The 26,656-nt window shown below is 48.8% G+C and carries 27 protein-coding genes; 15 read left to right on the top strand and 12 right to left on the bottom strand.

From position 1 onward, the window contains the following. Positions 1 to 171 precede the first annotated feature (171 nt). From gpmM to FDW97_RS14645, 3 genes are read left to right on the top strand one after another with little or no spacing between them, the layout of a single operon-like run. The gene (gene gpmM, locus FDW97_RS14635) at positions 172 to 1,716 is read left to right on the top strand and encodes a 2,3-bisphosphoglycerate-independent phosphoglycerate mutase (RefSeq protein WP_137351234.1); all 1,545 of its coding nucleotides are present in this window, start codon (positions 172 to 174) and stop codon (positions 1,714 to 1,716) included. A gap of 33 nt (positions 1,717 to 1,749) precedes the next feature. Beyond that, positions 1,750 to 3,009, top strand: a complete 1,260-nt coding sequence (gene envC, locus FDW97_RS14640; protein ID WP_249359797.1) for a murein hydrolase activator EnvC — start codon at positions 1,750 to 1,752, stop codon at positions 3,007 to 3,009. 3 nt (positions 3,010 to 3,012) lie between these two features. Further along, positions 3,013 to 3,936, top strand: coding sequence for a divergent polysaccharide deacetylase family protein (locus tag FDW97_RS14645; protein ID WP_069323716.1), 924 nt, complete (start codon positions 3,013 to 3,015; stop codon positions 3,934 to 3,936). Here the strand turns inward: FDW97_RS14645 and FDW97_RS14650 are convergent, their stop codons facing one another. The 3 genes from FDW97_RS14650 to kbl all read right to left on the bottom strand — a co-directional run bounded on the left by FDW97_RS14650 (position 3,937) and on the right by kbl (position 7,399). Beyond that, positions 3,937 to 4,974, bottom strand: coding sequence for a glycosyltransferase (locus FDW97_RS14650; protein WP_137351236.1), 1,038 nt, complete (start codon positions 4,972 to 4,974; stop codon positions 3,937 to 3,939). Between the two features lie 193 nt (positions 4,975 to 5,167). Then, complete coding sequence (gene tdh / locus FDW97_RS14655; RefSeq protein ID WP_069323715.1) at positions 5,168 to 6,193, bottom strand: L-threonine 3-dehydrogenase; 1,026 nt, start codon at positions 6,191 to 6,193, stop codon at positions 5,168 to 5,170. 9 nt (positions 6,194 to 6,202) lie between these two features. Beyond that, positions 6,203 to 7,399: a glycine C-acetyltransferase gene (gene kbl / locus FDW97_RS14660; RefSeq protein ID WP_085049101.1), complete on the bottom strand. Its 1,197-nt coding sequence runs from the start codon at positions 7,397 to 7,399 to the stop codon at positions 6,203 to 6,205. A gap of 214 nt (positions 7,400 to 7,613) precedes the next feature. On the opposite strand from kbl, the gene rfaD reads away from it, so the two are divergent. The 7 genes from rfaD to FDW97_RS14695 are packed head-to-tail and all read left to right on the top strand — an operon-like array spanning position 7,614 to position 14,883. Beyond that, on the top strand, positions 7,614 to 8,546 hold the full coding sequence (rfaD, locus tag FDW97_RS14665) for an ADP-glyceromanno-heptose 6-epimerase (protein WP_003827312.1): 933 nt from the start codon (positions 7,614 to 7,616) through the stop codon (positions 8,544 to 8,546). 9 nt (positions 8,547 to 8,555) lie between these two features. After that, positions 8,556 to 9,602, top strand: a complete 1,047-nt coding sequence (rfaF, locus tag FDW97_RS14670; RefSeq protein WP_137351237.1) for an ADP-heptose--LPS heptosyltransferase RfaF — start codon at positions 8,556 to 8,558, stop codon at positions 9,600 to 9,602. A 3-nt stretch (positions 9,603 to 9,605) separates the two neighbouring features. Further along, complete coding sequence (gene rfaC / locus FDW97_RS14675; RefSeq protein WP_137351238.1) at positions 9,606 to 10,574, top strand: lipopolysaccharide heptosyltransferase RfaC; 969 nt, start codon at positions 9,606 to 9,608, stop codon at positions 10,572 to 10,574. Positions 10,575 to 10,590: 16 nt separating this feature from the next. Continuing rightward, the gene (locus FDW97_RS14680) at positions 10,591 to 11,871 is read left to right on the top strand and encodes an O-antigen ligase (RefSeq protein WP_137351239.1); all 1,281 of its coding nucleotides are present in this window, start codon (positions 10,591 to 10,593) and stop codon (positions 11,869 to 11,871) included. After that, entirely contained in the window at positions 11,868 to 12,881 is a 1,014-nt protein-coding gene (locus FDW97_RS14685; protein WP_137351240.1) for a glycosyltransferase family 2 protein, read from the top strand. Before FDW97_RS14680 ends, FDW97_RS14685 begins: the two co-directional genes overlap by 4 nt. Before the next feature lies 1 nt (position 12,882). Further along, positions 12,883 to 13,938, top strand: coding sequence for a lipopolysaccharide core heptosyltransferase RfaQ (gene rfaQ / locus FDW97_RS14690; protein WP_085049104.1), 1,056 nt, complete (start codon positions 12,883 to 12,885; stop codon positions 13,936 to 13,938). Next, positions 13,939 to 14,883 (top strand): glycosyltransferase family 8 protein, encoded by a 945-nt coding sequence (locus tag FDW97_RS14695; RefSeq protein WP_085049105.1) that lies wholly within the window; start codon positions 13,939 to 13,941, stop codon positions 14,881 to 14,883. It abuts the gene before it with no gap. 27 nt (positions 14,884 to 14,910) lie between these two features. Here the strand turns inward: FDW97_RS14695 and FDW97_RS14700 are convergent, their stop codons facing one another. Genes FDW97_RS14700 through FDW97_RS14715 form a run of 4 tightly spaced genes read right to left on the bottom strand, consistent with a single transcriptional unit; the run spans position 14,911 to position 18,915 of the window. Next, positions 14,911 to 15,903 (bottom strand): glycosyltransferase, encoded by a 993-nt coding sequence (locus tag FDW97_RS14700; RefSeq protein ID WP_085049106.1) that lies wholly within the window; start codon positions 15,901 to 15,903, stop codon positions 14,911 to 14,913. A gap of 47 nt (positions 15,904 to 15,950) precedes the next feature. Continuing rightward, positions 15,951 to 16,970: a glycosyltransferase gene (locus FDW97_RS14705; protein ID WP_085049107.1), complete on the bottom strand. Its 1,020-nt coding sequence runs from the start codon at positions 16,968 to 16,970 to the stop codon at positions 15,951 to 15,953. 30 nt (positions 16,971 to 17,000) lie between these two features. After that, entirely contained in the window at positions 17,001 to 17,798 is a 798-nt protein-coding gene (rfaP, locus tag FDW97_RS14710) for a lipopolysaccharide core heptose(I) kinase RfaP (RefSeq protein ID WP_038635354.1), read from the bottom strand. Beyond that, positions 17,791 to 18,915 (bottom strand): glycosyltransferase family 4 protein, encoded by a 1,125-nt coding sequence (locus FDW97_RS14715; RefSeq protein ID WP_137351241.1) that lies wholly within the window; start codon positions 18,913 to 18,915, stop codon positions 17,791 to 17,793. The genes rfaP and FDW97_RS14715 overlap by 8 nt, the downstream gene beginning before the upstream one ends. 396 nt (positions 18,916 to 19,311) lie before the next feature. Between FDW97_RS14715 and waaA the strand changes: the two genes are divergently transcribed. Both waaA and coaD read left to right on the top strand, forming a co-directional pair. Then, positions 19,312 to 20,589, top strand: a complete 1,278-nt coding sequence (gene waaA, locus FDW97_RS14720; RefSeq protein ID WP_069323706.1) for a lipid IV(A) 3-deoxy-D-manno-octulosonic acid transferase — start codon at positions 19,312 to 19,314, stop codon at positions 20,587 to 20,589. Between the two features lie 8 nt (positions 20,590 to 20,597). Then, on the top strand, positions 20,598 to 21,077 hold the full coding sequence (gene coaD, locus FDW97_RS14725) for a pantetheine-phosphate adenylyltransferase (protein ID WP_003024099.1): 480 nt from the start codon (positions 20,598 to 20,600) through the stop codon (positions 21,075 to 21,077). A 48-nt stretch (positions 21,078 to 21,125) separates the two neighbouring features. Here the strand turns inward: coaD and mutM are convergent, their stop codons facing one another. The 4 genes from mutM to radC form a co-directional block, all read right to left on the bottom strand. Beyond that, positions 21,126 to 21,935 (bottom strand): bifunctional DNA-formamidopyrimidine glycosylase/DNA-(apurinic or apyrimidinic site) lyase, encoded by an 810-nt coding sequence (gene mutM / locus FDW97_RS14730; protein ID WP_038635364.1) that lies wholly within the window; start codon positions 21,933 to 21,935, stop codon positions 21,126 to 21,128. A 98-nt stretch (positions 21,936 to 22,033) separates the two neighbouring features. After that, a complete protein-coding gene (rpmG, locus tag FDW97_RS14735; RefSeq protein ID WP_003024094.1) occupies positions 22,034 to 22,201 on the bottom strand; it encodes a 50S ribosomal protein L33 in 168 nt (55 codons plus the stop codon). A gap of 20 nt (positions 22,202 to 22,221) precedes the next feature. Then, entirely contained in the window at positions 22,222 to 22,458 is a 237-nt protein-coding gene (gene rpmB, locus FDW97_RS14740) for a 50S ribosomal protein L28 (protein ID WP_003024071.1), read from the bottom strand. A gap of 218 nt (positions 22,459 to 22,676) precedes the next feature. Next, a complete protein-coding gene (gene radC, locus FDW97_RS14745) occupies positions 22,677 to 23,342 on the bottom strand; it encodes a DNA repair protein RadC (protein WP_038635368.1) in 666 nt (221 codons plus the stop codon). A 171-nt stretch (positions 23,343 to 23,513) separates the two neighbouring features. On the opposite strand from radC, the gene coaBC reads away from it, so the two are divergent. From coaBC to slmA, 3 genes are all read left to right on the top strand, one after another. Continuing rightward, positions 23,514 to 24,734: a bifunctional phosphopantothenoylcysteine decarboxylase/phosphopantothenate--cysteine ligase CoaBC gene (coaBC, locus tag FDW97_RS14750; RefSeq protein WP_137351268.1), complete on the top strand. Its 1,221-nt coding sequence runs from the start codon at positions 23,514 to 23,516 to the stop codon at positions 24,732 to 24,734. Beyond that, positions 24,712 to 25,170 (top strand): dUTP diphosphatase, encoded by a 459-nt coding sequence (gene dut, locus FDW97_RS14755; RefSeq protein WP_006687626.1) that lies wholly within the window; start codon positions 24,712 to 24,714, stop codon positions 25,168 to 25,170. Before coaBC ends, dut begins: the two co-directional genes overlap by 23 nt. A gap of 116 nt (positions 25,171 to 25,286) precedes the next feature. Then, positions 25,287 to 25,883 (top strand): nucleoid occlusion factor SlmA, encoded by a 597-nt coding sequence (slmA, locus tag FDW97_RS14760; protein ID WP_003024060.1) that lies wholly within the window; start codon positions 25,287 to 25,289, stop codon positions 25,881 to 25,883. An 89-nt stretch (positions 25,884 to 25,972) separates the two neighbouring features. Here slmA and pyrE read toward each other — a convergent pair whose 3' ends face one another. Further along, entirely contained in the window at positions 25,973 to 26,614 is a 642-nt protein-coding gene (gene pyrE, locus FDW97_RS14765; protein WP_061066836.1) for an orotate phosphoribosyltransferase, read from the bottom strand. Between the last annotated feature and the right edge of the window lie 42 nt (positions 26,615 to 26,656).

The raw sequence follows: 26,656 nt of genomic DNA on the forward strand, positions 1-26,656 counted from the left end.
GAGCGTGCATTGGATTGCATTTTTGCGGGGCGCTACGGAAAAAAAAAATGTAAATCGGTGTTCCCCCTGGCACGCGATCCCCCATTATTTGATCTTCGGGGGCTACTTTATCGATTCAGCTGTAGTAAAATTACGCAATTATTTTTTATCTATGAGTGTGAGGTTGTCGCAATGTCGGTTTCTAAAAAACCTATGGTACTGGTGATTCTGGATGGCTACGGCTATCGCGAAGACAGCCAGGATAACGCCATTTTTACTGCTAAAACCCCGGTAATGGATGCGCTGTGGGCAAAACGTCCGCATACCCTGATTGATGCGTCTGGTCTGGAAGTCGGCCTGCCCGATCGCCAGATGGGCAACTCCGAAGTGGGTCACGTCAACCTGGGCGCGGGCCGTATCGTGTATCAGGACCTTACCCGTCTGGATGTCGAAATCAAAGAGCGTACGTTCTTCGCTAACCCAGTGCTGACCCACGCGGTCGACCAGGCAAAAAATGCCGGAAAAGCGGTACACATCATGGGTCTGCTTTCTGCTGGCGGCGTTCACAGCCACGAAGATCACATCATGGCGATGGTAGAACTGGCCGCTGAACGCGGTGCGGAAAAAATCTATCTGCACGCTTTCCTTGATGGTCGTGATACCCCGCCGCGCAGCGCTGAACATTCACTGCAGAAATTCGAAGAGAAATTTGCCGCGCTGGGCAAAGGTCGCGTAGCCTCCATCATCGGTCGTTACTACGCTATGGACCGCGACAACCGTTGGGATCGCGTAGAACAGGCTTACGATCTGATGACGCTGGCGAAGGGCGAGTTCCAGTTCGCTACGGCGGTTGAAGGCCTGCAGGCTGCTTATGCCCGCGACGAGAACGACGAATTCGTTAAAGCGACCGTGATCCGTGCCGAAGGTCAGGCAGAAGCTGTTATGGAAGACGGCGATACGCTGATTTTCATGAACTTCCGTGCTGACCGTGCGCGTGAAATCACTCGCGCATTCGTTAACGCTGACTTCGATGGCTTCGCCCGTAAGAAAGTCGTTAACCTCAACTTTGTGATGCTGACGGAATACGCGGCCGACATCAAAACTGCGGTGGCTTACCCACCAGCATCTTTGGCCAACACCTTCGGCGAGTGGATGGCGAAGAACGAAAAAACGCAGCTGCGTATTTCCGAAACCGAAAAATATGCGCACGTAACCTTCTTCTTCAACGGCGGCGTAGAAGAACCGTTCACAGGCGAAGACCGTATCCTGATCAACTCGCCGAAAGTCGCGACCTACGATCTGCAGCCGGAAATGAGCTCTGCTGAACTGACCGAGAAGCTGGTTGCAGCGATTGAGAGCGGTAAATACGACACCATCATTTGTAACTACCCGAACGGCGACATGGTTGGCCACACCGGCGTGATGGAAGCAGCGGTTAAAGCGGTTGAAGCGCTGGACCATTGCGTTGAGCAGGTAGCGAAAGCCGTTGAATCCGTTGGCGGACAGCTGCTGATCACCGCAGACCACGGTAACGCAGAGCAAATGCGCGATCCGTCTACTGGTCAGGCGCATACCGCGCATACCAACCTGCCGGTTCCGCTGATTTATGTCGGTGGTAAAAACGTTAAAGCGGTCGAAGGCGGTAAACTTTCAGATATCGCCCCAACGATGCTGACGCTGATGGGTATGGAAATCCCGCAAGAGATGACTGGTAAGCCGCTGTTCATCGTGGAATAATCCCTCCCCATGAGGGGAAAGGCGATTAATACCATCACTCGGGTCGTGAAACTGCCAAAGTTTTCAGTCAGGCCCTTGTTCTACGCCAGCGCGCTTAGCGCTGGCGTATTGCTGTGCGCCTTTTCCGCCCACGCGGACGAACGCGATCAGCTCAAATCTATTCAGGCCGATATCGCGGCAAAAGAACGCGCGGTACGCCAACAGCAACAACAACGTTCCACTCTCCTCGCTCAGCTTAAAGCTCAGGAGCAGGCCATTGCCGTCGCCGCAAGGCAACTGCGCGAAACGCAAAACTCACTGGCACAGCTGAACGCACAAATCGCTGAGATGAACGCCGCGCTCGCGAAGCTGGAAAAACAGCGGGCAGCGCAAGAGCGCAGCCTGGCAGCCCAGTTAGACGCCGCGTTTCGCCAGGGTGAACACACCGGTCTTCAGCTCATCCTTAGCGGCGAAGAAAGCCAGCGCGGACAGCGTCTGCAGGCCTATTTCGGCTACCTGAACCAGGCGCGGCAAGAAACTATCGCGCAGTTGAAACAAACCCGCGAAGAGGTCGACTCACAAAAAGCCGAGCTGGAAGATAAGCAGAGCGAACAGCAGACCCTGCTGTACGAACAACGCGCTCAGCAGGCTAAGCTGGAGCAGGCGCGTAACGAACGTCAGAAAACACTGTCGGGTCTGGAGTCATCGATTCAACAGGGCCAGCAACAACTGGGCGAAATGCGCGCTAACGAATCCCGTCTACGCAACAGCATTGCTCGCGCTGAAGCCGCGGCCAAAGCGCGCGCGGAACGTGAAGCGCGCGAGGCGCAGGCCGTACGTGATAAGCAGAAGGATGCGTCACGAAAAGGCTCGACCTACAAGCCGACCGAAAGTGAAAAATCACTGATGTCCCGTACCGGCGGCCTGGGATCGCCGCGCGGCCAGGCATTCTGGCCTGTTCGCGGCCCAACGCTGCATCGTTATGGCGAACAACTGCAAGGTGAGCTACGTTGGAAGGGTATGGTTATTGGCGCATCCGAAGGCACCGAAGTTAAAGCCATTGCCGATGGTCGCGTCATTCTGGCGGACTGGTTGCAGGGCTATGGTCTGGTCGTCGTGGTTGAGCACGGTAAAGGCGATATGAGCCTGTACGGTTATAACCAGAGCGCGTTGGTCAGCGTCGGTACGCAGGTTCGCGCCGGGCAGCCTATTGCGCTTGTGGGTAGCAGCGGCGGTCAGGGCAGGCCGGCACTCTATTTCGAAATTCGTCGCCAGGGTCAGGCGGTCAATCCACAGCCGTGGTTGGGAAGATAAGTTTTGCCTCAATTTCGTCGTCTATTACTCTCTCTTGCCAGCGTGCTGGCCTTCGTAACACCTGTTTTTGCTGGCAAACTCGCCATCGTTATTGATGATTTCGGCTATCGTCCACAAACTGAAAATCAGGTACTGGCGATGCCTTCCACCATCTCCGTTGCCGTTTTACCCAATGCTCCACATGCGCGTGAAATGGCGATTAAAGCGCATAACAGTGGACATGAGGTGTTGATCCATCTGCCGATGGCGCCACTGAGCAAACAACCGTTAGAGAAAGATACTTTGCGCCCGGAAATGAGCAGCGAAGAGATTGAACGCATTATTCGCGACGCGGTAAGCAAAGTGCCGAATGCCGTGGGGCTGAACAACCATATGGGCAGTGCGATGACTTCCAGCTTGTTTGGCATGCAGAAGGTGATGCAGGCGCTGGAACGTTACGATCTCTACTTTCTGGACAGCATGACCATCGGCAACAGCCAGGCCATGCGCGCAGCGTCAGGAACCGGTGTGAAGGTCATCAAACGCAAAGTCTTCCTGGATGACACGCAAAATGAAGCTGACATTCGTCGTCAGTTTACTCGCGCCGTCGATCTTGCGCGTCGCAACGGCTCAGCGATCGCCATTGGACACCCTCATCCTTCCACGGTGCGAGTATTACAGCAGATGCTTTATAATCTGCCAGCCGATATTACGCTGGTTCGTCCGAGCAGCCTGCTCAATGAACCGCAGGTCGATACCTCCAGACCTAACCTCACGCAACCGAATAACGGCGCACCGCGTAATCCTTTCCGCGGTGTAAAATTGTGCAAACCGAAACAGCCGTTAGAACCCATTTACGCCAGTCGATACTTCACCGTACTCGGTGAAAGCATCGCCCAAAGCACGCTGGTGCAGTATATGCGCCTGCAGTGGCAGGGCTGGCAATAATCAGTCGTTAAGATCCAACGTTAAATGGGCCAGGCGGCGCGGCGTCAGTGATTTATCGCGCCACTGGCTAAAGCGGATGGCCCACAGCAGCACCTGATAACCCAGCTTAACGCTGCAGATATTACTTAGCATCCGTTTGAACATACCCGACACAAATACTTCAGCAATCATACGCTGGCGGATTTTTTCGTCCGGCTCTTTACGTATGCAATGACAAACGCGTAGCGCTTCGTAAATCACTTGCTGTTTGAATTCCGGGTAAATGGGAATGCGCCCGGCGTACTCATGATTCATTTTGTCGAGCAGGCGGGTAATCTTGATGTAGTGACGCTGATAGGCGAGGTTTTTCAGCCCGGTGCGCGGCAGTCGGCTCACGGATGCGCCGTGCAGGAAGTATTTGTACAATGGGACTTCCGTGTAGCGTGCGCGTTTCGCATTAAACATAAACTCCGTGGTCCAGATGATATCCTGGTGATGCAGGCCAGACAGGAAGGTCAGCCCTGCGTCGCGGATGGTCTGATGACGGTAAACGCCCATCCAGACAACGTGCCGCCACCGACGACTGGCTAACGCTTTGCGTAACCAATCTGGCCCGGTCATCACGCCGGTAGAACGAATTCGATCGGTAGGAATAGATGTCCAGGTTTTACCCGTCTCGGCAATACACCAATCAGCGTTGCATTGCGCAACATCCAGATTGTCCTTCAACGCCATCGTCATCAGCGTTTCATACATTTCCGGATAAGCAATATCATCACCGTCAACATAAGCGATGTACTCGCCCCTGGCGACTTCCATGCCGGTATTACGCGCCGCTGAGACTCCCCCGTTCTGCTGATGCAGTAGATGAACGTGCGGATAACGATCCGCATACGCCTGTGCGAGCTGCGCAGAGTTATCCGTAGAGCCATCATTAACAATGATGATCTCCAGATTTTTCCACGTTTGCGCAATCAGCGAATCCATACACGCAATGAATGGTTCACCCGTATTGTAGAGCGGCATAATGACGCTCAATAGGCCGGGGGTATAGGTCATATCAAATCCTGCCAAACAGTATAATTAACGGCAATTTCTAACATATTTAGCGGTAATTCTTCAGAGAAAATTTCTCAAACCTTTAGCGGAAAATGCGCCTGACGAATGAGCGCAGCAAACAAAAAAAATCCCCGGAGAGTTAACGATAGTCAACATCCGGGGACGGCGTGCAGAATCCACTACGTGGATACGGTTAATCCCAGCTCAGGATCACTTTCCCTGACTGCCCTGAACGCATCGCGTCAAAGCCTTGCTGGAATTCATCGATGGAGAATCGATGGGTGATAATTGGCGACAAATCCAGACCAGACTGAATCAGAGCGGCCATTTTGTACCAGGTTTCAAACATCTCACGACCGTAGATGCCTTTAATAAACAGCCCCTTAAAGATAACTTTAGTCCAGTCGATGGACATATCAGATGGCGGAATACCCAGCATAGCAATACGGCCACCGTGGTTCATGGTATCCAGCATAGCGCGAAACGCTGGCGGCGCACCGGACATCTCCAGGCCTACATCAAACCCTTCGGTCATGCCCAGCTCAGCCATCACGTCGGTCAGATTCTCTTTCGATACGTTGACCGCGCGGGTGATACCCATTTTGCGTGCCAGCTCAAGGCGATACTCATTCACGTCGGTGATCACCACGTGGCGTGCGCCAACGTGCTTCGCAACCGCCGCCGCCATAATACCGATTGGACCCGCGCCGGATACCAGCACATCTTCTCCCACCAGATCGAACGACAGCGCCGTGTGCACCGCATTACCGAACGGATCGAAGATGGACGCCAGATCATCGGAGATATTGTCCGGGATTTTAAACGCGTTAAATGCCGGGATCACCAGGTATTGTGCAAAACAACCAGGACGGTTTACACCGACACCGGTCGTATTGCGACACAGGTGTGTACGTCCACCGCGGCAGTTACGGCAATGCCCACAGGTGATATGACCTTCGCCAGAAACGCGATCGCCGATTTTAAAGCCTTTAACTTCCTGACCAATGCCAACAACTTCGCCGACATATTCATGCCCCACGACCATCGGAACCGGGATAGTTTTTTGCGACCAGTCATCCCAGTTATAAATGTGAACGTCAGTCCCGCAGATGGCTGTTTTACGGATTTTAATCAGCAAATCGTTATGGCCGACTTCCGGTTCAGGAACGTCGGTCATCCAAATGCCCTCTTCCGCTTTCAGTTTGGATAACGCTTTCATTTCACATCCTCAGGCAATAACGCCCAGTTGTTTACCAATGCGTGTGAACGCCTCAACAGCACGCGTAATCTGCTCAGGGGTATGCGCTGCAGACATCTGAGTACGGATACGCGCCTGGCCTTTTGGAACCACTGGATAGAAGAATCCAGTAACGTAAATCCCCTCTTTTTGCAGTTCACGGGCAAACTCCTGCGCCACCACCGCATCACCCAGCATAACCGGGATAATCGCGTGGTCCGCACCGGCTAAGGTAAAGCCTGCGGCAGACATTTGCTCGCGGAACTGGCGCGCGTTCGCCCACAGGCGATCGCGTAGTTCGCTACCTTGCTCGACCATTTCCAGCACTTTAATGGAAGCAGCCACAATCGCCGGAGCCAGTGAGTTGGAGAACAGATAAGGGCGGGAACGCTGACGCAGCCACTCAACGACCTCTTTACGGGCCGCGGTGTAACCACCGGATGCGCCGCCGAGCGCTTTACCCAGCGTACCGGTAATGATGTCCACACGGCCCATCACGTCACAGTATTCATGAGAGCCACGACCATTTTCGCCGACAAAGCCGACCGCATGGGAGTCATCAACCATGACCAGCGCACCGTACTTGTCCGCCAGATCGCAGACGCCTTTCAGGTTCGCAATCACGCCATCCATAGAGAACACGCCATCGGTGGCAATCAGGATATGACGAGCCCCCGCTTCGCGCGCCTCTTTCAGACGCGCTTCCAGCTCGACCATGTCGTTGTTGGCGTAACGGAAACGCTTCGCTTTACACAGACGAACGCCATCAATGATTGAAGCATGGTTCAGGGCATCGGAGATGATCGCGTCTTCTGCACCCAACAGCGTTTCAAACAGACCGCCGTTGGCGTCAAAGCAGGAAGAGTAAAGGATGGCATCTTCCATACCAAGGAAAGCCGCCAGTTTTTGCTCCAGTTGCTTATGGCTGTCCTGGGTACCACAAATAAAGCGTACCGAAGCCATACCAAACCCGTGAGAATCCATACCCGCTTTTGCCGCGGCAATCAGTTCCGGGTGGTTAGCCAGTCCCAGATAGTTGTTCGCACAAAAGTTAATAACGTGGCTTCCATCTGCCACGGTGATATCCGCCTGCTGGGCAGATGTAATAATGCGCTCTTCTTTAAACAATCCTTCCGCACGTGCGGTTTCGAGATCGTTGGTTAACTGTTTGTAAAAATCCCCACGCATTTCAATTCTCCAGACTGGGCAAATTTCAGCACATATTACCCAAAGCTATACATTGATACGAGATGACGCATCATCACTTCTTCAAAATGAAGCATAAATCACGCGTACCCGCACAGCTTATCGGTGAATGGCTGAAGCCTGGACCATGTAGTGATATGATAGAAGTATTCGTGTCTGAGATTGTCTCTGACTCCATAATTCGAAGGTTACATTTATGATCATCGTTACCGGCGGCGCGGGCTTTATCGGCAGCAACATCGTTAAGTCCCTGAATGATAAAGGCATCACCGATATTCTGGTGGTGGACAACCTGAAAGACGGCACTAAATTTGTTAACCTAGTGGACCTGAATATTGCTGACTACATGGATAAGGAAGACTTCCTGATCCAGATTATGGCTGGCGAAGATTTCGGCGATATCGAAGCGATTTTCCACGAAGGCGCATGCTCTTCCACCACCGAGTGGGATGGCAAGTATATGATGGATAACAATTATCAATACTCCAAAGAGCTGCTGCACTACTGCCTGGAGCGCGAAATTCCGTTCCTGTACGCCTCTTCCGCCGCGACTTACGGCGGTCGTACGTCTGATTTCATCGAATCCCGTGAATATGAGAAACCGCTGAACGTCTATGGCTACTCAAAATTCCTGTTCGACGAATACGTGCGTCAGATCCTGCCAGAAGCCAACTCTCAGATTGTTGGCTTCCGCTATTTCAACGTCTACGGACCGCGCGAAGGCCACAAAGGCAGCATGGCAAGCGTCGCTTTCCACCTCAATACCCAGCTTAACAATGGCGAAACACCAAAACTGTTCGAAGGCAGTGAAAACTTCAAACGTGATTTCGTTTATGTTGGCGATGTGGCGGCGGTAAATCTGTGGTTCCTCGAAAACGGGGTATCCGGCATCTTTAACCTCGGCACCGGTCGCGCGGAATCTTTCCAGGCCGTTGCCGATGCAACGCTGGCGTACCATAAAAAAGGCAGCATTGAGTACATTCCATTCCCGGAAAAACTGAAAGGCCGCTACCAGGCATTTACTCAGGCAGATCTGACTAACCTGCGCGCAGCGGGCTATGACAAGCCGTTTAAGACCGTTGCCGAAGGCGTAACGGAATATATGGCCTGGCTGAACCGCGACGCGTAAGAAGTTAGCATGAAAATACTGGTGATCGGCCCGTCATGGGTGGGCGACATGATGATGTCGCAAAGTCTCTATCGCACGCTCAAGGCGCGCTATCCCCAGGCGATAATCGACGTGATGGCACCGGCGTGGTGCCGTCCGCTGCTGTCGCGTATGCCTGAAGTCAACGAAGCCATCGCCATGCCGCTGGGACACGGCGCGCTAGAGATCGGCGAGCGCCGTAAGCTCGGTCATAGTCTGCGTGAAAGACGCTATGATCGCGCCTGGGTGCTGCCGAATTCTTTTAAATCCGCTCTGGTGCCGTTTTTTGCTGGCATCCCCCATCGTACCGGCTGGCGTGGCGAGATGCGCTACGGCCTGCTAAACGATGCGCGCGTGCTGGATAAAGAAGCATGGCCGTTGATGGTCGAGCGCTATGTGGCTCTGGCCTATGATAAAGGTGTGATGCTGACGGCCAAAGATTTGCCGCAGCCTCTGCTATGGCCACAGTTGCAGGTCAGCGAAGGTGAAAAATCCCTGACCTGTAGTCAGTTCTCTCTTTCTGCCGAACGCCCCATCATCGGTTTTTGCCCTGGTGCGGAATTTGGTCCGGCGAAACGCTGGCCGCATTACCACTATGCGGAACTGGCGAAACAATTAATCGATGAAGGCCACCAGATTGTGTTGTTTGGCTCTGCAAAAGACAACGAAGCCGGAAATGAGATCCTCGCTACGCTGAGCCTTGAACAGCAGTCCTGGTGCCGCAATCTGGCGGGTGAGACACAGCTGGAGCAGGCAGTCATTCTTCTCGCTGCCTGCAAAGCGGTTGTCACCAATGATTCTGGATTAATGCACGTTGCCGCCGCGTTGAATCGACCTCTGGTAGCATTATATGGCCCAAGTAGTCCGGACTTTACCCCGCCGTTGTCGCACAAAGCGCGAGTCGTCCGCCTGATTACGGGCTACCACAAAGTGCGTAAAGGCGATGCAGCAGAAGGCTATCATCAGAGCCTGATCGACATTACTCCTCAGCGCGTACTGGAAGAACTTAATGACCTGTTGTTACAAGAGGAAGCCTGACGGATGCGGGTTCTGATCGTTAAAACATCGTCTATGGGCGATGTGCTGCATACGTTGCCCGCATTAACCGATGCGCAGCAGGCCATACCGGATATTCACTTTGACTGGGTGGTGGAAGAAGGGTTCGCTCAGATCCCCTCCTGGCATTCGGCCGTTGACCGCGTGATTCCGGTAGCGATCCGCCGCTGGCGTAAAGCGTGGTTTTCAGCGCCGATTAAAGCTGAGCGTAAAACGTTCCGCGATGCGGTCCGTTTACTGCAGTATGACGCGATAATTGATGCGCAGGGGTTGGTAAAAAGCGCAGCGCTGGTTACTCGTCTGGCTCACGGGATCAAGCATGGTATGGACTGGAGCACGGTCCGTGAACCGCTGGCGAGCCTGTTTTATAATCGCAAGCATCATATTGCCAAACAACAGCATGCCGTAGAACGCACGCGTGAATTGTTTGCGAAAAGTCTGGGATATAACAAACCGCAATCGCAGGGTGATTACGCTATCGCTCAGCATTTTTTGACAGAAGTAAATGCTGATGCAGGGCAATATGCGGTGTTTCTGCATGCCACGACCCGTGATGATAAGCACTGGCCGGAAGCCAACTGGCGGGAGCTGATTGGCCTGTTAAACAATGCAGGCATACGCATTAAACTGCCCTGGGGAGCCGCGCATGAAGAAGCGCGTGCCAGGCGACTGGCGGAAGGGTTCCCTTACGTTGATGTCCTGCCACGAATGAGTCTGGAAGAGGTCGCCCGTGTCCTCGCAGGGGCCAAATTTGTAGTATCGGTTGATACAGGCCTAAGCCATTTAACCGCCGCATTGGATCGCCCAAATATTACGCTGTATGGCCCAACGGATCCGGGACTGATTGGGGGATATGGGAAAAACCAATATACACAACAGAGTCATTCCGGAAAATTGCAGGATCTGCATGCTAGTTTAGTCAACGCATCGCTGGTTGATAATAATTTGCTTTAACTTTAAGAGATGAACCATGCTTCAGCAACACATGTTTTCTCGCTTTATATATAGTATAAAAAATAATCCATTCGATTTTGTATACTGCTTATTTTATGCCGGGATACTTGCTACTCTCGGGATGGTGCTGGTCAATCCAGATGAAGCGCTGAAGATATTTATTTTCTCCACGGCTCTGTCTCTGCCTCTTATAGGTAAAAACTTAAAGTATCTATGCAGTGAGAAAAAGAATCTGGTTTTGCCTTTTATGTTGCTGCTCTTCGGTTTGCTGCAGATTTTTTGGGTAGAAATATTTAAACAACCAGGCTCAGCCTTTACCGGAGCCTACCGCTCATATCAGAACGGTGGCAAAGTGATGCTGTTTGCCGCGCTGGTTCTTACTGCTTTGGCAACACATACCTCATGCGCAATCAAACCTCGTTTCACCAATATCTGGTGCATTATTACCGCCATCGGTCTGTATCTTTTTGCAGGCTATCAGCTTGCTGTGGCACCAGAACCGATGAACTACCGTGTTGCTCTCGGTTTTGAACATCCAACCGGAGCGGCTTACGGCCTGACATTTATCGCTTTGTTAGCATCACAGGCCATCCTTAATCTGCGACTAAAACACACTGTTTTACTCTATCTTTTGCATTTTTTGCTCTCTCTTGCTGTCATGGTTATGACACAGACCCGAGCGGCCATTCTGGTCTATCCAATCCTGAGTATTGGGCTATTTTTCATGCACTACCGACATAATCACAGAATGTTATTAAGAGCATTGCTAGCCTTTATAATACTCGGCGGTTTGGCAACTATTCCGCTAAAATCGGTTATTGAGGTGCGCTACCAGAATCTGATGACCGACTTGCATTCTTACAGCCAGAGTAACAGTAATACATCAATTGGCGCGCGATTTGCGATGCAACAGGTCGGTATCAAAGCAGGAAACGCACACCTCTGGGGACAATCACTTGAACAACGAGATGCAGAAATCAAAGCGTTCGCATTACAAAATGTCGCAATGCAAGGGGCTCTCGCCTATGTTGACATCCATCTGCATAACGAAATTATCGATACCTATTCGCTGAAGGGTATCCCCGGAGTTGTTGTGCTACTCTTGCTCTATACCGCTATGTTTTTAAGAGCTTACTGGCAACGTAGTCCTCTGTTGTTTGTCATCTCAGGCGCTATCGCTATCTATGGCCTGAGTGATTTATTACTATATGCCAAAGGTGAAGCCTTGAGCAGCGTACTGGCGTTATGCGTAGCAGTAATGCTGAGCTCGAAATCCAACGAGAGAAAAATGCCATGATTAATGCTTCAGGTTATTTATTGAGCATTATAATACCTGCATACAACAATGCCGAATTTATCACGGCGACGTTGGCATCTATCCATCAGAGCGTTACTGACGAGGTGGAGATAATAATTGTTAATGATGGCTCAACAGATTTAACAGAAGAATGTATCAAGGCATTTTATCGTGAGCATAGCTGCAACAACGTTAAATATATAAACCAAAAAAATCAAGGTGTTGCAATCACCCGTAACGTTGGGCTTGCGCATGCAACGGGAAAGTATATTGGTTTTGTCGACAGCGATGACCTTGTCTGTAAGGATTATTTCACTATTCTCCTCCCTAAATTAAGGGAGGGAAAATATGATATCGTGGAATTCAACTTAACCAGGGATATCAACAATCTGTATCAGAATAAACCTGCTGCAAAGCAGGCTTTAGCCGAACACGAAATTATGTTGGCTGATGATAACTATGCTCCCCTGTTGCCAACATTTCGTGCCGGGCAATGGCATCTTATGACAAAAATCTTTCACCGCGACATTATTGGCAACGATCGATTCGAAGAACATCGTCGTTATGAAGATGTCATTTTTTGCCCGTTCCAATATTTCAAATGTCGTTCTATTTTAAAAATAGAGAACCAGCTTTATTACTATCGATTAAATGACAAAGGCATTACCGAAAATATTATTGATAGCGATGCGGACAGCATCTTCTTTGCTATGCGAAAAATGTATAAGTATGTGAATAAAAATAAAGAAAAACGTACTGTCGCCACATTAATGATCATCAATTGTTTTCTGGAAGGCCGCAAACTTTTACGTAAAAAGAAAGGCTACTATCGTTATAATGAAAGTATGTTAAATGACATTCAGAATGCACTTGCATGCTGCGATACCAAAATCGTTAAAAACAAAATAATCCTTAAGATGAAATATCCGCATATCGACCGCTCAATTTCTGAAATAAGGTACAAGATACTATCTGCATGCAAAAATTTATTGTTTCGGAAGGGATTTTAACATGTTTGATAAAGTCGACCGTGTTCTTATTTGCAAGCTCAAATTTTATGGTGATGTTCTATTAACAACTCCTGTCATTGCCAGCATTCGGGCTCGTTATCCTCATGCTCAAATCGATCTGCTTCTTTATAAAGATACAAAATCAATTTTGGCAGCAAATGAAAGTATTAATGAGTTTTATCTAATTGAGAAAAAGAAAGGCCTTTTAGATACAGTAAAAAATTATCTTTCGGTGCGCCAACAACTGAAAAAAAATCACTACGACCTGATCGTTAATTTAACCGAGCAGTGGCCGATTGGCGCTCTTATTGCCTCATTACGTCGCCCCTCAATTGCATTTGAGCGTGATAAGAAACAATGGAACAAGCTTTTTTCACGGGTTACACCGCTGACCGGTACGCACATAGTTGAACAAAATCTCTCCATTCTAAAAGGTGTTGGGTTTAGCGAGACCGATCTGAAAAAAGAGATGTCACTGCACTACCGCCAGGATGATTACCACTATTTGGTTTCCCAACTTCCGGCATTACCTTCACAAAAATATGTCGTTATTCAACCGACAGCCAGACAAGAATTCAAATGTTGGGATGATGATAAATTTGCCCATGTGATTGACTATCTGCATCAGCGTGGTCTGCATGTTTACCTAACCTGTGGGCCAGCAGTGAGTGAACAACAGCAAGTCCAGCGTATTGCTGAACAGTGTCAATCATCACCTGACCTGACACTGGCAGGCAAAACAACCTTCCTGCAATTGGCCGCGTTGATCGACCATGCGGTTCTTTACATCGGGGTCGATTCTGCACCTATGCATATGGCGGCAGCATTAGGGACACCACAGGTCTGCCTGTTTGGGGCAACCAATTATCAGCAATGGAGACCATGGTCAGATAATGCTGTATTGATTTGGGCTGGCGATTACCATCCCATGCCTCCCAGAGATGAACTCGACAGGTCAAAAAAATATTTAACATGGATACCGGAGCAAGCCGTGATTGACGCTATCGATAGGGTACTTCATGATAGTGGCAATAATAAAGGCAATGAGAAAGTATAGATGGACAACAAAAATAACGTTATTAATATTGCTTACTGTACAGATGCTAATTATCTGGAGTATGTAGCAGTGTCCATTATGTCCGTCATAATGAACAACCCAGGACAAGACCTGTCATTTTTCGTTTTTGTCTATGACGTCTCAGACAACGAAATCAATAAACTGCGCGTAACCAGCGATAAAATTCAGGTTATCAATATTGATAAAGAAGAGATTGAAAAATATAACAATGACTTTGCAATCAAACACCTGAACCGTTCAATCTATATGAGGCTGGCCGTACCTCGTCTGCTTAAAGATAAAGTAGAGCATTTTATCTATTTAGATGCTGATACTCTGTGCTTCGACAAAATCCATGAAATTAATAGTATTGATATTAGTGAAGTAATTTGTGCTGCCAGTCATGATTCGTTAAATAACACTGATAATAAAAATGCTAAACGCTTGAAACTTAGCACTTCCTCTTATTTTAACTCCGGATTTCTGTACATAAACATAAAAAAATGGCTTGAAAATGATATTGAAACAAAAGCCAATCAGATTTTATTTGATCGAGGAGAAAGTCTTCCCTACCCAGACCAAGATGCCTTGAATATTGCAATGGGTGGCAACGTCAAATTTATTGATAATCGATGGAATTTTTTGTTTAACTGGTTTAACGACCAACAAAAAGAGTGTTTCTTCTATCAAAAAGATATCCTGCCACGCATTATCCATTTCACCGGAGGAAGAAAGCCTTGGTACAAAGAACACTCCGGGCTTTCACAACAACTTTACCTCTTCTACCATCATTTCACACCATGGCGGTATACAGAAATGCGTTCCTACGCTCCGCGCATGAGACCTACTGATTATCGGGTCTACTCCCGTCAGGAAGTCAAAAGGGGAAATTATTGTGCTTCTATCAAATGGTATATAAAATATCTCAAGACAAAACTGCGCTAAATAAAAAACTCCCTTTCGGGAGTTTTTTTACTTACTTTGTAACTTTGCTCGTAAATAGCCGATATAGCTAATTACTGAAGCGAAATACTTTCCTTGTAGCCTTTCATGCCGTGATTTCTTTTTGTATTGTTTTGGTGTTCTGGCTGCTAACAAAGGAACATCTGCCCATGGAGAAGCTTTCCACGCTTCAACAAAGTACTGTGCCGAAGGATAGTTTGCCCAAGAGTTCCACGGCTTAGTCACGCCGACATAATGGATTAGAATAGTATCGGGTGTTATATATTCTTTATATTTTGCAAGATCTTTGCTTTTTAGCTCTTGTTTTATGCCGTAAATAGCATTAAACCTTCTTTCCAGAAAGATCACTTTCTTTAAGAAGAGAATATTCAAAACATCCTGATCCGGGAATGCAAGCTTATTTTTTTTATCCAATAAAATATCAAAGGCTGCGTTGATAAAATCTTCTTCTTTCCACTTTTTAAGATTTGCAAAAATGACACCAGAATTGAAATAATCTCTATTTTCTTCAATATCTCTGGCAGGGCTATCATCAACATCTGTAATTACAGCAGCCACATACTCACCAAGTTCAATTTGGGTTAGCTCTTCAAGTGAACCTTTGCAAATCACATCCGCATCAATGTATAAAAGCGAATTTATTTTCTCAGCAAGATATTCAAAGGCAATGAATCTAAAGTACATTGCATGCGACCAGGCATTACCACTAGGTAATATTTTTAACCCATTAGCATCCATAATGTAAATTGAGATGTTAGTTGCAAATTGCTCTGCTAATTTTGCAATACGTTGCTGGTAATCAGCATCAATATAATCAGTAAAAAGATGAAAGTGGATATTCAGATCTTTATTATGCAATAGCACTGATGTCATCGAGATTGCAGCACCAAACATAAAGTTTTTGTCCACACCCCAGGCGATATTGAGCTGTGTTTGTTGTTCAGATGGCGCTTGATTAAAATCAAGGATCTTTGTTATAGACTGATGACAATCAAAGTTCATTCGCTACACCTATTTAATTTATTATCAATAAGTTACTGTTTTTAATTTCAATGAGCCTTAGAGCTATGTAACTTATTTTTTATATACATAACATGACTTAGCACAGAACGGATATATTTTCGCTGCACTCTTTCATGTCGTGACTTACGTTTATACAACTTGGCTGTGTTTGCGTTTAACAGAGACTTTTCTGCCCATGCGGATTTCTGATATGCCTCAATAAAAAATTTAGCCACCGGGTATTTGGCCCATGAATGCCATGGTTTAGTGACACCGGCATAGTGAATTAATACCGTATCGTCGGTAATGAAATCCTGATAAGTTTTATCGTTTTTATTTTTGAGTTCCCGATCAACTTCATAAATGCAGTTAAAGTCTCTCCTCAGGAAAATAACATTTCCGACAAATAAAATATTGAGTACGTCCTGATCGAAATAAAGTAATTCTTTTTGGCGTTTTTCTAATATAGAAAATGCTTTGGTTAACAACTGCTGCTCACGCCATACTTTGAGATTCGCAAATACAACACCAGAATTAAAATACCCATTACTCAGTTCAGGGATACCGAGTCTGGTACCGGATTTAATCCGCACTTCATCAATATCATTAATGACAGCAGCATATTCCCCACAAAAATGAACCTCGGTAAACTCTCGTAGAGAACCTTTACAAATGACGTCGGCATCCAGATACAGTACCGAGCTTAATTCGGCGCTTAAATATTCAAATGCAAAGTAACGATAGTACATTGCATAAGTCCATGATTTCGTAATCGGTAGTTCACGAAATGCCGCATTATCGAAAACAAGGACAGTCACGGTCGTACTGTACATTTGTGTCAGTCGTTTTATGCTTTCCAGATAGTCGTCATCGATATAGTCAGTGGCGATATAAAAATGGATATCAATATCAGGATTATTCACTAATACTGAGGTCATAGAAATGCCAGAACCAAACAAAAAATTACGATCGACACCATACGCAACGCTTAGTTTTTTACTCTTGTCATGCATAGAGCTGTCGATGATATGTTTTTGAATGATCAACTTCTGGAAATCGTTGTTCATAATAAAATAGCCTCAAACTCCATGTGTAATTTATAGCGCTTTTCTTATTGTTCTTTGTCTTATTTTTTGCGCTTTTGTGACAGCCTGTTCAAACAACCTGACTTCCTGACGAAAGATTTCACGTAATGGCATCGAAAAATAGACACGTAAAAAACGGTAGATATCTCTGGACGTTAGACCAATTTCCAGTGAGGAGAAATAGAGCCCGATCAAATCCTTATCCCGCCAGCGGCGTGGTACCTGCTGACGTATTTGAGCACGATGTAGATCAATCACAGAGAGTTTGATATCCGCAACATCTGCTGGCATCGGCTGTTGGAGCAGGAAATGGCAAATATAACAATCCCGATGATTTACCCCACCTCGATGCATTTTACCCACCATTTCCGCCACGCGGGTAATAATGGTCCGTTTTAATACAAAATCGGGCCGTTCAACTCCCCAGTTGGCGCAAAAATCTTCAAGACTGATGGCAGGAGAAAGATCCTCGGTGATAATAAATGAGGTTCGCTCTAACGGATTCAGCCCTTTCTGTCCAAAAGCAACCCCCGTCATTGTATCCACATTCAGTGCTTGCAAACGGTGAATCGCCAGCCACTCCCGGTCCGCGCCAAGCACAGGCATGCGCAGAGAAATAAGGTTTTTCACCACTTCTTTAAGCGTGGTCCCATGATGATATTTAAGAAAGTAACCTTTTCCCATCATCTCAAAACGCAGGGTACGCCGAGTTTCCAGAGCGCGAAAAACCTCGCCATCCAGCTTAGTGACTTCCGTGAACGGGTCTTTTCCTTGCCATTGCGTGGCAAATGGTTCTTTCAATTCAATCATTTTCGAGACCTAAAATGATATCTGCAGCTTTATCTGCCAGACTGTAGAGATCTTCTGTATCAGCAAAATGTCGCGCATTTCCAGCCCAACGACTTCTCTGCTCATTATTTTGCAGCGCATCGAAAAGCGCTGTATTCAAATTTTCCTGCGCAAAAGGTTCAGGAATCACCACGCCGCATCGGGCGGCAGTGATATAACCTGCGTAGCCGCATACCTCAGTAGTTAATACTGGCAGCCCGGCTACTACGGCTTCTAGCAAGACAATACCAGCGGCTTCCTGAACTGCCGGGTGAAGCAATAAATCAGCAGCGGACATCAATTCAGCGACATCATCTCGCCCCGAGAAGAATTGCACATGCTTTTCAATACCCAATTGGCGGGCCAGAGCACGATAACGATCGGCCCTATCCTGACCAACAACCATCAACTGAGTACGGTGACGTATAGTCTCAGGTAAAGAAGCCAACGCGTGTAAGCTTCTTGGCACACCTTTACGCTTGAAATCTGATCCGACCTGCAGAAGCAGGAACTGATCGAGAGCAATACCATTCTTTTCTCTGACAATCTGCCTGCTGTTTTCAGGTTGCAGGCTGTATTTTCTGTCTGGGTAGATACCTGGCGGCAGAATACGAAAACGCTGGCTCTCGGTATGATAATGCTGTTTGAAATCACCGATTTGCTTATCGGTTAACATCAAAAGCGTGGTACCGGAACCTTGTTGAAACGTCGCTTTTTCAAATGCAGAGTAGTGCCGATACCGACGCGTCAACTTATAGAAGAAGCCCTTCTCGCGGGCGACCTTTTCCGCATAGCAAACGTCGGCGGCGTAATACACATCCAACCCAGGCATTTTATTAAAACCAACGATACGATCGACGGGATGCTGACTTAAATAATTCTGAACCCACTGATAATATTGCTCGTTTTTCCCATGATTAGTTCTGGCTGTGACGGGTACGAGTATAATTTCGAGTCCTTCCGGACGTTCGCCCTGCCATGACTGGGTAAACACCTGGACATGATGACCTCGCGCAGCAACCGTGAGCGCTACTCGCAGAAAATCACGCTGTAGCCCACCATAGGGGAAATACTTGTACAAACAAAAAGCAATATTCATGCATTAATATCCGCATCGCGTCGCCAGGCATAGCAGGTCTGATACATCCAAAGTTTACCGCCCATGTTTTCGAAACGTTTCTGCCGGCTAGCTACCTGAAATTGCGCAGTAGTATATCATTTATTACCACGCATTCCGAAACGAATATTTTTTGAACAAAATAAAGAAATAAATCATTAAAAACAAAAAGATATAAAATTAACGCATTCACCTTAAAACACACGCCGCACAAGACGTTAAGCCGCGTCAGTACGTTCATAGGCATTTTTAAAAATGCCGCCGATTAAAACAGTGCCGCGACGATTCCATCGTTTTGCTGCGACCTGGATAAAAATGATGGTAAAGCCATAGTTAAATACATAGAATCCCCAGCACATTCATAAGTTAGCTACCATTATGCTCGAATTGCTTTACACCGCCCTTTTCTACCTTATTCAGCCTTTGATCTGGATACGGCTTTGGGTGCGCGGACGTAAGGCTCCGGCCTACCGTAAACGCTGGGGTGAACGCTACGGTTTTTACCGCCGTCCGCTAAAACCAGGCGGCATCATGCTTCACTCAGTTTCTGTGGGCGAAACGCTGGCAGCTATTCCATTAGTCCGTGCTCTGCGACATCGTTATCCCGACTTACCGATCACGGTAACCACCATGACGCCAACCGGCTCTGAGCGCGTACAATCCGCGTTTGGTACTGACGTTCAGCACATTTATTTGCCATACGATTTACCGGATGCTTTGAACCGTTTCCTGAATAAAGTTGACCCCAAGCTGGTGTTAATCATGGAAACCGAGCTGTGGCCAAATCTGATCGCGGCACTCCATAAACGCGGTATTCCTCTGGTCATCGCCAACGCACGGCTTTCTGCGCGTTCAGCCGCTGGCTACGCAAAATTAGGCAAATTTGTTGGTAAGCTACTGCGTCGAATTACGTTGATTGCCGCACAGAACGAAGAAGATGGCGCTCGTTTTATTACGCTTGGCGCCAGGAGCAATCAGGTCACCGTCACCGGCAGCCTGAAGTTTGATATTTCCGTCACGCCACAGTTGGCCGCCAAAGCGATTACGTTGCGTCGTCAATGGGCGCCTCATCGCCCGGTGTGGATTGCAACCAGCACGCACGATGGTGAAGAAAGCATTATCATTGCAGCCCACCAGGCGTTATTAAATCAGTTTCCTAATCTTTTGCTGATCCTGGTTCCCAGACATCCTGAGCGATTCCCGGATGCCATTAACCTCGTACGCCAGGCTGGGCTAAGCTATACCACACGCTCTTCTGGCGAAGTTCCATCCTCAGATACTCAGGTCGTTATCGGCGACACCATGGGCGAGCTGATGTTGCTTTACGGCATTGCTGACCTTGCTTTTGTCGGTGGTTCACTGGTTGAACGTGGCGGACACAACCCACTGGAAGCCGCGGCACACGCCATTCCGGTACTGATGGGGCCACATACCTTTAATTTTAAAGATATTTGTGCTCGTCTCGAACAGGCAAGCGGATTGATCACCGTCACCGACGCAACCACGCTGGTGAAAGAGGTCTCTTCTTTACTGACCGATGCCGATTATCGTAATTTTTATGGCCGTCATGCAGTTGAAGTCCTGTATCAAAATCAGGGCGCGCTACAGCGCCTGCTGCAGCTGCTGGAACCTTATCTGCCACCCAAAACGCATTGAGGCAAATCATGCAAAAACGGGCGATTTATCCAGGAACCTTTGATCCCATAACTAACGGCCATCTTGATATCGTGACGCGTGCGACCAGCATGTTCGATCACGTGATCCTGGCGATTGCCGCAAGTCCCAGTAAAAAACCGATGTTTACCCTTGAAGAACGCGTCGAACTGGCGCAACAGGCAACGGCGCATCTCGGCAATGTGGAAGTTCTGGGATTCAGCGACTTAATGGCAAACTTTGCCCGTGATAATCAGGCTAACATTCTGATCCGTGGCCTGCGCGCGGTAGCAGATTTTGAGTATGAAATGCAGTTGGCCCACATGAACCGCCACCTGATGCCGCAACTGGAAAGCGTCTTTCTGATGCCGTCTAAAGAGTGGTCATTTATCTCATCGTCACTGGTGAAAGAAGTCGCCCGCCACCAGGGAGATGTGACGCACTTTCTGCCGGAAAACGTCCATCAGGCGTTAATGAGTAAACTAAAGTAATACGTCTGCCCGGATAAGACATAAAGCTTATCCGGCCAGCAACGAATGTTATTTCTGACAGCGACGGCAGTAGAACGTCGTACGCTGGGCGTGTTTTGTCGCAATGATCGGCGCGCCGCATACGCGACAGGGTTCGCCTTCTCTCCCATAGACCTGCAGTTCCTGGGCAAAATAGCCCGGCTTACCGTCGCTTTGCAGGAAGTCCTTCAGCGTCGTTCCACCCTGTTCGATCGAACGCAGCAAAACCGCCTTAATGACGCGCACCAGTAGTTCGCACTCATCCTGCGACAAAGATGACGCCAGACGGTCAGGATGGATACCCGCTGCAAACAGCGACTCGCTGGCATAGATATTACCTACCCCCACCACCAGCTTGTTATCCATCAGCCAGGGTTTAATCGCGGTTTTCTTCTTCGCGCATTTCTGCTGCAGATAACTGGCGTTGAAATCGTCGCTCAGTGGCTCTGGTCCAAGATGAGCGAGAACATTATGCCCATCGAGCTCTGTCGTCCACAGCCAGGCGCCAAAACGGCGAGGATCGGTATAGCGCAGAACTTTGCCGTTACTCATCACTAAGTCGACGTGGTCATGCTTTTCTGCCGGAAGCTCTTCAGGAAGGATACGCAAACTACCCGACATCCCCAGATGAATGATAATCCAACCATCCGACAGTTCCAGCAACAGGTATTTCGCGCGCCGCTGTACGCTGAGAACGGGTTTATCACTCAACCGGTAGATTTCCTCGGATACCGGCCAACGCAAACGACCGTTACGCACAGTCGCGTGCATAATCGTTGCCCCAACCAGATGCGGCTCAATACCACGGCGGCTGGTTTCGACTTCAGGTAATTCAGGCATAGTATCTCCGGCGATGTATCAGGTCACATTAATATGGGGACGGCCAGAAAACAAAAAACCCCGCCGAAGCGAGGTTTTTTATTACATCAAAGCGAGAATTACTTGATTTTCGCTTCTTTGTAGAGAACGTGCTGACGGACAACTGGATCGAATTTTTTCAGTTCCAGTTTTTCCGGCTTAGTACGTTTGTTCTTCGTAGTGGTATAGAAGTGACCAGTACCAGCAGAAGAAACCAGCTTGATTTTCTCACGAATACCTTTAGCCATGATTTATTTCCTCTTAGTACTTAGTACTTTTCGCCACGGGCACGCAGTTCAGACAGAACTGTTTCGATGCCTTTCTTATCAATAACACGCATACCTTTAGCAGATACACGCAGGGTGACAAAACGCTTTTCGCTCTCAACCCAGAAACGGTGAGAGTGCAGGTTAGGCAGGAAACGGCGTTTAGTCGCGTTCAGTGCGTGGGAACGGTTGTTACCGGTCACCGGACGCTTGCCAGTAACTTGGCAGACTCGGGACATGTCTATTCTCCAAAAATCAAATTAGCTCGAGCTTCGTATGGGGTATCGGCGCCTCGTCAGGCTTTACAGCCCGGTCATCGCGTAGTTCTAAGTGAACTCTCGATTGCCAGGCCCAAATGCCAAACCCGAGATTCTCAAAGGTGGCGTAGTATACGCTGACCCGGCGTTATGCTCAAGTCCCGAACAGACAAAGATCCCGATGGATCGCGTAAAGTGCGTTAAATCCAACCGCGTTCCGCAAAAGAAACGTACTCTCCGCGCCCAATGACCAGATGATCAAGCACCCGGATATCCATGAACTGACAGCATTTCACAACACGCTCGGTGATGAGTTTATCTGCTTTACTCGGCTCTGCACAACCCGAAGGGTGATTATGGGCAAGGATCACCGCTGACGCATTCATTTTTATCGCTTCACGCACAATTTCTCGTGGATGCACCTCAACATGGCTAAGCGTGCCGGAAAAAAGTTTGCTGTGTTTAATCACACGATGTTGAGAATCCATAAAGATCACCAGAAAGATCTCGCGTTCCTCTTGCGCGAGCTGGCTTTGCAGAAATTCTCGCGCCATTTCCGGGCTAAGTAACGCGCGCTCTTCCATCACTCGCACGTTATGGTAGCGCCTTGCCAGTTCGGCAATCCCTTTAAGCTGTGCATACTTCGCCAGGCCAATGCCGTGAACGTGGCTAAACGCCATATAGTCTGCTGATAACAGGCCATACAGCGAACCAAAATGCTGGATCAACTCTTTTGCCAACGTCAGCACATCTTTACCCAGAATCCCGGTGCGTAAAAAAAGCGCCAGTAGCTCAACATCGCTAAGTGAACCAGCCCCCTGCGCCAACAGCTTTTCCCGGGGCATCATACGTCCTGTATTTTCCATGCTTTCCCCTCCTTTCGCGTCCGCATAGTGGCATAACGCTTGTCGCGAATCGACGCTCTGTTATCACTTCTTCGTAGCGGCTCGCAAACTGAAGCGCGGGCAAAAGCACGACTCATTGCGGATTGTGATAAAATATCCGCCTTCTGGTGAAACCCAACAGGAAAGATCATGATGAGCCTGGCCGGTAAAAAAATCGTACTTGGCGTCAGTGGCGGCATTGCTGCGTACAAAACCCCTGAACTGGTGCGTCGTTTACGGGAACGCGGCGCTGACGTCCGCGTGGCGATGACCGAAGCGGCAAAAGCGTTTATTACTCCCCTGAGCTTACAAGCGGTTTCGGGTTATCCCGTTTCCGACAGCCTGCTTGACCCCGCCGCCGAAGCCGCGATGGGCCACATTGAGCTGGGGAAATGGGCCGACCTGGTTATTTTGGCGCCTGCTACGGCAGACCTGATTGCCCGCGTCGCCGCGGGGATGGCTAACGATCTGGTTTCAACGATTTGTCTGGCAACGCCTGCTCCTGTTGCTGTGCTGCCAGCCATGAACCAGCAGATGTACCGCGCTGCCGCGACCCAGCACAATCTGAGCATTCTTGCCTCGCGAGGTATGCTCATTTGGGGTCCTGACAGTGGTAGCCAGGCATGTGGCGATGTCGGTCCTGGACGCATGCTGGATCCGTTGACGATTGTCGATATGGCCGCAGAACATTTCTCGCCTGTCAACGATCTGCAACATCTCAATATCATGATTACGGCGGGCCCGACGCGTGAACCGCTGGATCCCGTGCGTTACATTTCCAATCACAGCTCCGGAAAAATGGGATTTGCTATCGCAGCCGCAGCCGCAAAACGCGGGGCAAACGTCACGCTAGTGTCGGGACCTGTTTCGTTACCCACACCGCCATTTGTACAGCGCATTGATGTGATGACCGCACTGGAGATGCAAGCCGCCGTGCAATCTGTGGTGCAGCAACAGCATATTTTTATCGGCTGCGCCGCAGTCGCTGATTATCGCGCCGAGACCGTCGCCCCCGAAAAAATCAAAAAACAGGCGACGCAGGGTGATGAATTAACAGTAAAAATGGTCAAAAACCCGGATATTATCGCCGGTGTTGCCGCACTGGATGCTAATCGTCCTTTTGTCGTTGGGTTTGCCGCCGAAACAAATAATGTGGAAGAATATGCCCGGCAAAAACGCATCCGCAAAAACCTTGATGTGATCTGTGCTAACGACGTTTCGCTATCAAATCAAGGGTTTAACAGCGACAGCAACGCATTACACCTTTTTTGGCAAGATGGAGATAAAATCTTACCGCTTGAGCGTAAAGAACTCCTGGGCCAATTATTACTCGACGAGATCGTGACCCGTTATGATGAAAAAAATCGACGTTAAGATTCTGGACCCGCGCGTAGGGCAACAATTTCCGCTCCCGACGTACGCCACTTCTGGCTCTGCCGGACTTGACCTGCGTGCTTGTCTTGATGACGCCGTAGAGCTGGCGCCAGGTGCAACTACGCTGGTGCCAACCGGGTTAGCCATCCACATTGCCGATCCCTCTCTGGCGGCGGTGATGTTGCCACGTTCCGGGCTGGGCCATAAGCACGGCATCGTACTGGGCAACCTGGTCGGTCTGATTGATTCCGACTATCAAGGACAATTGATGGTATCTATCTGGAACCGTGGTCAGGACAGCTTCACGATTGAACCGGGCGAACGTATCGCGCAGATGGTATTTGTACCGGTCGTGCAGGCTGAATTTAATCTGGTGGAAGAGTTTGAAGCCACCGATCGTGGCGAAGGTGGCTTCGGCCATTCCGGGCGCAAGTAACCCGCAGAAAAGTATCCCACAGCGTAATAACGCAATAACACACCGCAAACAGCCGTTTGCGGTCGCTGTGTGGATGCCTGCCTGGCAAGAGCTTATTTTCAGGGGTATTTTGTAACATGGTAGAAAAGCAAACTGCGAAAAGGAATCGTCGCGAAGAAATACTTCAGTCTCTGGCACTGATGCTTGAGTCCAGCGATGGAAGCCAACGCATCACGACAGCGAAACTGGCAGCCTCTGTAGGCGTTTCCGAAGCGGCGTTGTATCGCCATTTTCCCAGCAAGACCCGCATGTTCGATAGCCTGATTGAGTTTATCGAAGATAGTCTGATTACCCGTATCAATCTGATCTTAAAAGATGAAAAGGACACCAGCGCACGTCTGCGTCTGATCGTTCTGCTGATTTTAGGCTTCGGTGAACGTAACCCCGGTCTGACGCGCATTCTGACCGGGCATGCGCTCATGTTTGAACAGGATCGTCTGCAAGGCCGCATTAACCAGCTTTTCGAACGTATTGAGGCCCAGTTACGCCAGGTTCTGCGCGAAAAAAGAATGCGTGAAGGCGAAGGTTACACGGTGGATGAAACGCTGCTGGCCAGCCAGTTACTGGCTTTCTGCGAAGGAATGTTGTCCCGGTTTGTACGTAGCGAATTTAAGTATCGACCAACGGATGATTTTGACACCCGCTGGCCGCTGGTTGCCGCTCAATTGCAGTAACACGATTGCCGGATGGCGACTTTGTCTTATCCGGCCTGTGCAACCCGTAGGCCCGGTAAGCTTAACGCCACCGGGCAATTCAGCGACGATTAAACCCCAAACTCTTCTCGGTATGCCCGCACTGCTGCCAAATGTTCTGCCATCTCAGGCTTCTCTTCCAGATACGCAATCAGGTCTTTCAGGGTAATGATCGAAATTACCTTGCAACCATAATCACGTTCCACTTCCTGAATCGCTGAAATCTCGCCACGACCGCGTTCCTGACGATCAAGAGAAATCAGTACCCCAGCAAGCGTAGCGCCATTAGCCTGAATAATCTCCATCGACTCACGAATTGCTGTTCCCGCGGTGATAACATCATCCACCAGCATGACACGCCCCTCAAGTGCGCTACCTACCAGATTACCGCCTTCACCATGGGTCTTCGCCTCTTTACGGTTAAAGCAGTACGGTAAATCTTTATCGTGGTGTTCCGCCAGCGCAACGGCGGTGGTGGTCGCAATCGGAATACCTTTGTAGGCTGGGCCAAACAGCAAATCGAACTCGATGCCGGAATCCACCAGCGCTTCGGCATAAAAACGGCCTAGCAGTGCCAGATCGCGCCCGGTATTAAATAGCCCGGCGTTGAAGAAATAGGGGCTTTTGCGCCCGGATTTCAGCGTAAATTCGCCAAACTTTAGTACCTGCTTGCTAAGCGCAAACTCAATAAACTGGCGCTGATACGGTTTCATGGATTCGCTCCTCATCTCACTTTATTACAGACAAAAAAAAGG

The sequence above is a fragment of the Citrobacter sp. wls708 genome (genome assembly GCF_005281255.1).
Lineage (GTDB): Bacteria > Pseudomonadota > Gammaproteobacteria > Enterobacterales > Enterobacteriaceae > Citrobacter > Citrobacter werkmanii.